Origin of the sequence: Mesorhizobium sp. M4A.F.Ca.ET.050.02.1.1 (genome assembly GCF_003997725.1) — a bacterium.
GTDB lineage: Bacteria > Pseudomonadota > Alphaproteobacteria > Rhizobiales > Rhizobiaceae > Mesorhizobium.
Map to the genome: position 1 here is coordinate 1 of NZ_RZSG01000401.1, position 5,432 is coordinate 5,432.

Sequence of the window (5,432 nt, forward strand, 5' to 3'; positions counted from 1 at the left end):
CAACATCGGCGTCGAGGGGCTCGACCTGTTCTTCAACTACAATCCGCTGATCAACGACCATCTCGGGCGGGCGCTGGCCGAGATCCGGCTGATGACCAGGCATCTCGGCGAACTGGATCTCTATCCAGGCATGCTGGTCTGCGAGATCACCGAGCAGGCGGCCAACGACAAGGTTCTGATCAGCCTCGTTCGCGAGATGCGGCGCGACGGCATTCGTATCGCCATCGACGATTTCGGCACCGGACATTCGACTGAGGAGCGCATCGCGCTGCTTGCGCCCGACATCGTCAAGATCGACGGCGCCTGGTTTGCCGAGTTCTGCCGGCATGCCGCCGCCGAGCGCTTCTTCCGGCCGCTGGTCTCGATGCTGCATGATCGGGGCGCCAAGGTGCTGGTTGAAGGGATCGAGCAGGCCGTGCATCTTCGCGTCGCGCTCGATGGCGGCGTCGACCTTGTGCAGGGCTACCATCTCGCCCGCCCGGCGCTGGCGGGCACGATCTTCAACGAGGAGCCACTCTCCACCGAGGCACTGCTCGGCATGGACAGCAAGGTGGTGCCGTTGCATCAGCGGCGCTGATGTTCAGGCCAAAACAAATCACTGGATGAGGCGGCTTCCGCCGCGCGATATTGGCGCGAGCCGGAAGGAGACCTGATGATACTCTACAGCATGATCGACAGCGGCAATTGCTACAAGCCGCGCCTGTTGATGGCCAAGCTCGGCATTGCCTTCACCAATGACGAGGTGAGCTCGCATACCGGCGACACCCGCAAGGCCGATTTCGTCGCCAAGAATCCCAACGCCATGGTGCCGCTGCTGGAACTCGACGACGGCAGACGGATCGCCGAATCCAACGCCATCCTGCTCTATCTCGCCGAGGGCACGCGCTTCCTGCCGGCCGACCGGTACCAGCGGGCGCTCGCCTATCAGTGGCTGTTCTTCGAGCAGTACAGCCACGAGCCCTACATCGCCGTGCGCAAGGCGCTGCTCACCTTTCCCGAGCGCGCCAGGGACGCGACGCCGGAACGGCTGGCATCGACGCTGGAGCGCGGCAACAAGGCGCTCGGCGTGATGAACAGGCATCTGGAAGCCAATGCCTTCTTCGCCGGCGATGCATACAGCGTCGCCGACATCGCGCTGTATGCCTACACGCATACCGCCGAGAAGGGCGGCTTCCAGCTCGACGCCTATCCGGCGGTGGCCGCCTGGCTCGGCCGCGTGGAGGCGGATCCCGGGCATGTGCCGATCGAGTGGCTGCCTTAGTCTTGTCCTCACGCCGTCGCCGCTTCGCGGCTCCGCCAAGGAAGCCAATTCCGCAGCGTCGCGCCGCCCCTCATCGCCCTGCCGGGCACTTCTCCCCGTGAACGGGGAGAAGAAGGCAGCTTCGGCGGTTTCGCCAATGTCTGAACCGCAGGCAAATAAAAAGGCGGGATAAATCCCGCCTTCCCATTCCGGTAGCCTGATCGGGAGCGTCTGACCGGGCTGGCAGCTATCTGCTGTTCCAGCTTGTCGGGTCTTTCCACTCCGGCGCGCTTCTCGCGCGACCGTCAGTACATCCGTGACTTGCCGCGCGCCCCGAACCTTCGTCCGGCGCGCGCTGTTGCTAAATCAGGCTGCCTTGCTCAGAGACCCAGCAGCGGACTTGCCGGTGCGGCGGTCCTGCTCGATCTCGAAGTTGATCTTCTGGCCCTCGACCAGGGTCGACAGGCCAGCGCGCTCGACAGCGGAGATGTGGACGAAAACGTCCGCGCCGCCCGCGTCAGGCTGGATGAAGCCGAAGCCCTTGGTGGCGTTGAACCACTTGACCGTACCAGTTGCCATTCGAAGTATCCTTCACATTTGCTTTAGTTTAACCGGACCAGGGGTCCGGCCGGTGGTATCGAAATTTTGGAGATAGACGTCAGCAAACGCGAAGATCGCGAGGCCCGATCGATCGGCCGAAATATCAATGCGATGCATATAGGCGGGTTTTGCGCTGAAAACAAGACTGTGTGAGAAAGCGGGACCAGCACCGCCGCCCAACGGCCGCCCCAATCGCGTGGAAAATTTGCGGCCGGCGGGCGCCGCGAGGGAGGAACGGCCAGGTCTCGGGCGCCGGGTTTGGGAGAGGATCATGAAGACCGTTGTGCTTGCCGCCTTGATGACGCTGGTGGCCGCCGAGGCGCAGGCGATCTCGCGCTACGACCCGACCCGCATGAGCTGCGACAGGGTGCAGGCGACGATCGCGCGCCAGGGCGCGGTCATCCTGCGCTACCAGTCGACGCGTGTCCCGGGGCTGCCGCTCTATGACCGCTACGTCAGGGACGAGCGCTTCTGCGACCTGGGCGAGGTGAGGAAGCGCGCCTACGTGCCCAGCGCCGATGCGAAATCCTGCCCGGTCTTCGTCTGCAAGCGGCCGGACTTCGATCGGCGGTTCCGTCGCCGTTTCCTGCAGAACTGAGATTCGCCATCCGCCACGTTTCGCCGGGGTCTTATCGCTGCCGGATTCAACCCGCGTGCCTGGAACCAATGACGGGCAAGACAGTTCAGCTATGACTTTGATACGACGCTGGCCTGCCCGACCGGCTGGGCATGCGGCGATCTAGAGGAGTTCTCATCATGAAGATTTCATCGGGATTTCGATCGGTCACGTTTGCCGTCATCGCCGCCGCGGGAGTCAGCCTAGCCAGCGCCGCGCATGCTGATAGCGGCACGATCCGCTTCGCCGTCTACAAGGCGGCCTTCTTCATCGGTGGTTCTGGAGGCGAGGGCACGCTGACCTTCCATGGTCGCCGCTATCCTATCTCGGTCGGCGGCATCTCGGGCGGCCTCGCGTTCGGGGCCTCAAAGACCTACTTCCACGGTACCGTGCGCCACATTCGCCGCGCCCGGGATGTGACAGGCGTGTACGGTGCTGCGGGCGGCGGCGGCGCGCTCGGCAAGGGGGCCCAGGTGATCGTCATGACCAATGACAAGGGCGCCCAACTCGAGCTCACTGGCAAGCAGGTAGGCCTGCAAGTCAACGCCGATCTGAGCGGTATGAGCATCGGGCTGAAGTAAGGGCCCGGACTTTTCAGAACCCGAACGAGGCCTGCGGTGACGGCGGCGGGCCGAGGCGCACGCCTTCCATGGCCAGCATCTTTTCCTTGGTGGCCGAGCCGCCGGGCGCCGAGAAGCCGCCGATCTTGCCGCCGGCGGCCAGGATGCGGTGGCACGGGATGACCAGCGGCACCGGGTTGGCGCCGAGCGCGGCACCGGTTTCGCGGGCGAGCCCTTGATGGCCGGCGCGCTTCGCCAACTCGCCATAGGTGGTGGTCTCGCCAAAGCCGAGCTTGCGCGCCGCGTCATAGATGGCGAGGCGGAAATCGTCGACGCCGGCAAGATCGACCGGCACGCTGGAGAAATCGATGTCCTCGCCGGCGGCATAGGCCCTGATCGCGGCGATCAGGTCCATCACCCATTGCGGCCGGTCGGTCGAGCTTGACACGCCACTATGGCGAAACAGCCGGCGCTCGACCGCCTCGCGGCTGCGCTCGGGCAAGCAGAGCCGGATCAGCCCGGTTTCGCTCCAGCCAATGCCCGTGAATCCGATCACTGTTTCTAACACTGCGTGACCGGTTGTGATCGCGGATGTCTTTTCCATGCTGGGCTCCTTTCCGCAAACCGCGAAAAACGGGTACAGGTACGGTACAGATAGGGAACAATATCGCAGCTTGCAGCGAGTTCCGCCACCCGAAAACCAGCGGATGGCCCTGATTGCCGGCCGAGAATCGCTGGTGTAAGGACTTCTTAACAACCGACAATCGGACCTGCAGGGCTTGGCAGCGAAAATCATCCTCACCGCGATCGGCGCGCTCGTTGCAGCTGCCGGCCTCAGCGGTTGCACCTCGACCTCGCAGATGAAGGCCGCGCCCGCCCTGTCGGCAGCCGCTACCCCTGCCGTCGAGGACGACACGCCGACCGTCGCGCTGCCGGAAACGGTGGCGGTGCTGCCGGAGCCCTCCGGCCTTGCGCCGGTGCAGATGGCGGCGTTCCCCGCCGATGCGAACATGGCAGCTCCGGGCATGGCGACGCCGGGCGAGCCCTTGCCGCTGCCTGCCCAGCCCGCCGCCTTCGCCGGATCGACGCCGCTTGCCGCTCAGCCCGCCGTGATGGCCGGCACCTCGCCGCTCAGCCCGGGATCGGTCAAGCCGATGCCCGCCTACGCAACGGCCGCGATGGCGATGCCCGTAACCGGCCAGGCGGTGAAGGCGGCAACGATGCCGGGCGTCCAGCAGGTCGCCTATTTCGTGCCGCAGAACCCGGCGCTGCTTGCCCCGCCGGGCGAGCCGCAGCCGCACGCCACCGGGCCGCGCGCCGAGATCGAGCGGCTGATCGAGAAATACTCCGCGCTCTACGAGGTGCCCATCGATCTCGTGCGCCATGTCGTCAACCGCGAGAGCACCTTAACCCGAAAGCCTACAATCACGGCCATTGGGGTCTGATGCAGATCAAGCACGCGACGGCGCGCGGCATGGGTTATGACGGGCCGGCGAGCGGTCTGTTCGACGCCGAGACCAATCTCAAATATGCGGTCAAGTATCTGCGCGGCGCCTGGCTGGTGTCGGGGGGCGATGAAAAGCGCGCCGACCGGCTCTACCAGAGCGGCTATTATTACGATGCCAAGCGCAAGGGCCTGCTGGAAGCGACCGGCCTCGGCGTTGACCGCGCGCGCCGCCGCCTGCAGCCCGACGCCTGAGCGCGATGCCGCGCCCGCCGGCACCTGACGACATCCGGCTGCGCAAGACCCTCGACGACGATCTGCCGCCGCCGCACTGGCCGGAGGGCTTTGTCATGCGCGGCTTCGAGCCCGCCGACGCGCGGCCCCTGCATGCGCTGCTCTCCGAAGTGTTCGACGACGGCACGGACGGGCCGTTCGACGAGTGGTGGCCGCGCATTTCCGGCGACGCCGGATTCGACCCCGCGCTGTGCTTCCTGGTCATCGATGCCAAGGGCCGGCTGGCGGGGGCGGCACTGTGCTGGGCGACAGCCTTCGTCAAGGACCTCGCCGTCCATCCGCAAGCGCGCGGCCATGGCATCGGCGAGGCGCTGATGCGGCAGGCCTTCATCGCTTTCCGCGACCGGGGTGCCGCTCATGTCGATCTCAAGACCAACACAGTGGAGAACGCCACTGCTGTCCGGCTCTATGAGCGGCTGGGCATGATGCCGGTCGACTGGGAAGGATAAGCGGCCGGCTCCCGGTGTTAGGGTGGCATTTGTCACATCGACGCTTTGCGGCGTGAAAGCAGGACTGCTTTGTGAACGGCTTCACATTAGCCGCTGCTTGCAAATGCTAACCCAGCGTCATGCCAAGCGGCCGATCGGCGGATCGCACGTTGGCAAGGCGTTGGGGTGGGCTGCGCCGGCATGTGTCAGCCACTCCACGGCGGGTCCCCGGGCGGGGTCGGGGCCCCGC

Annotated in this window: 9 protein-coding genes; 7 read left to right on the forward strand and 2 right to left on the reverse strand. The window is 65.6% G+C overall.

What is annotated here, in order from left to right; all coding sequences use genetic code 11:
- Together EOA33_RS22710 and EOA33_RS22715 are read left to right on the forward strand one after the other, a co-directional pair.
- The coding region (locus tag EOA33_RS22710) for an EAL domain-containing protein (RefSeq protein WP_145989239.1) at positions 1–577 on the forward strand (577 nt) is incomplete at its 5' end.
- Between the two features lie 75 nt (positions 578–652).
- Positions 653–1,261: a glutathione S-transferase family protein gene (locus EOA33_RS22715; RefSeq protein WP_126058755.1), complete on the forward strand. Its 609-nt coding sequence runs from the start codon at positions 653–655 to the stop codon at positions 1,259–1,261.
- Positions 1,262–1,606: 345 nt separating this feature from the next.
- Here the strand turns inward: EOA33_RS22715 and EOA33_RS22720 are convergent, their stop codons facing one another.
- A complete protein-coding gene (locus EOA33_RS22720) occupies positions 1,607–1,819 on the reverse strand; it encodes a cold-shock protein (RefSeq protein WP_006202464.1) in 213 nt (70 codons plus the stop codon).
- Between the two features lie 292 nt (positions 1,820–2,111).
- On the opposite strand from EOA33_RS22720, the gene EOA33_RS22725 reads away from it, so the two are divergent.
- Positions 2,112–2,438: a hypothetical protein gene (locus EOA33_RS22725; RefSeq protein ID WP_126058756.1), complete on the forward strand. Its 327-nt coding sequence runs from the start codon at positions 2,112–2,114 to the stop codon at positions 2,436–2,438.
- A 158-nt stretch (positions 2,439–2,596) separates the two neighbouring features.
- Positions 2,597–3,037 carry a hypothetical protein gene (locus EOA33_RS22730; RefSeq protein ID WP_126058757.1) on the forward strand — a complete coding sequence of 147 codons (441 nt, stop codon included), beginning with the start codon at positions 2,597–2,599 and terminating at the stop codon, positions 3,035–3,037.
- 13 nt (positions 3,038–3,050) lie between these two features.
- On the opposite strand, the gene EOA33_RS22735 is transcribed toward EOA33_RS22730, so the two are convergent.
- Positions 3,051–3,620 carry a methylated-DNA--[protein]-cysteine S-methyltransferase gene (locus EOA33_RS22735; RefSeq protein ID WP_126058758.1) on the reverse strand — a complete coding sequence of 190 codons (570 nt, stop codon included), beginning with the start codon at positions 3,618–3,620 and terminating at the stop codon, positions 3,051–3,053.
- Between the two features lie 175 nt (positions 3,621–3,795).
- Here EOA33_RS22735 and EOA33_RS22740 point away from each other — a divergent pair, with 175 nt between their 5' ends.
- From EOA33_RS22740 to EOA33_RS22745, 3 genes are read left to right on the forward strand one after another with little or no spacing between them, the layout of a single operon-like run.
- Positions 3,796–4,461, forward strand: a complete 666-nt coding sequence (locus EOA33_RS22740; protein ID WP_245482410.1) for a hypothetical protein — start codon at positions 3,796–3,798, stop codon at positions 4,459–4,461.
- Positions 4,461–4,715 carry a hypothetical protein gene (locus EOA33_RS40725; protein WP_245482411.1) on the forward strand — a complete coding sequence of 85 codons (255 nt, stop codon included), beginning with the start codon at positions 4,461–4,463 and terminating at the stop codon, positions 4,713–4,715. The genes EOA33_RS22740 and EOA33_RS40725 overlap by 1 nt, the downstream gene beginning before the upstream one ends.
- 5 nt (positions 4,716–4,720) lie before the next feature.
- Positions 4,721–5,203, forward strand: coding sequence for a GNAT family N-acetyltransferase (locus EOA33_RS22745; protein WP_126058760.1), 483 nt, complete (start codon positions 4,721–4,723; stop codon positions 5,201–5,203).
- The last annotated feature ends 229 nt before the right edge of the window (positions 5,204–5,432 follow it).

What these genes read in the sequence shown, in the direction of transcription:
- EOA33_RS22715 (WP_126058755.1), top strand. Translation starts at nt 653, where the DNA reads ATGATACTCTACAGCATGATCGACAGCGGCAATTGCTACAAGCCGCGC.
- EOA33_RS22720 (WP_006202464.1), bottom strand. Translation starts at nt 1,819, where the DNA reads ATGGCAACTGGTACGGTCAAGTGGTTCAACGCCACCAAGGGCTTCGGC.
- EOA33_RS22725 (WP_126058756.1), top strand. Translation starts at nt 2,112, where the DNA reads ATGAAGACCGTTGTGCTTGCCGCCTTGATGACGCTGGTGGCCGCCGAG.
- EOA33_RS22730 (WP_126058757.1), top strand. Translation starts at nt 2,597, where the DNA reads ATGAAGATTTCATCGGGATTTCGATCGGTCACGTTTGCCGTCATCGCC.
- EOA33_RS22735 (WP_126058758.1), bottom strand. Translation starts at nt 3,620, where the DNA reads ATGGAAAAGACATCCGCGATCACAACCGGTCACGCAGTGTTAGAAACA.
- EOA33_RS40725 (WP_245482411.1), top strand. Translation starts at nt 4,461, where the DNA reads ATGCAGATCAAGCACGCGACGGCGCGCGGCATGGGTTATGACGGGCCG.
- EOA33_RS22745 (WP_126058760.1), top strand. Translation starts at nt 4,721, where the DNA reads ATGCCGCGCCCGCCGGCACCTGACGACATCCGGCTGCGCAAGACCCTC.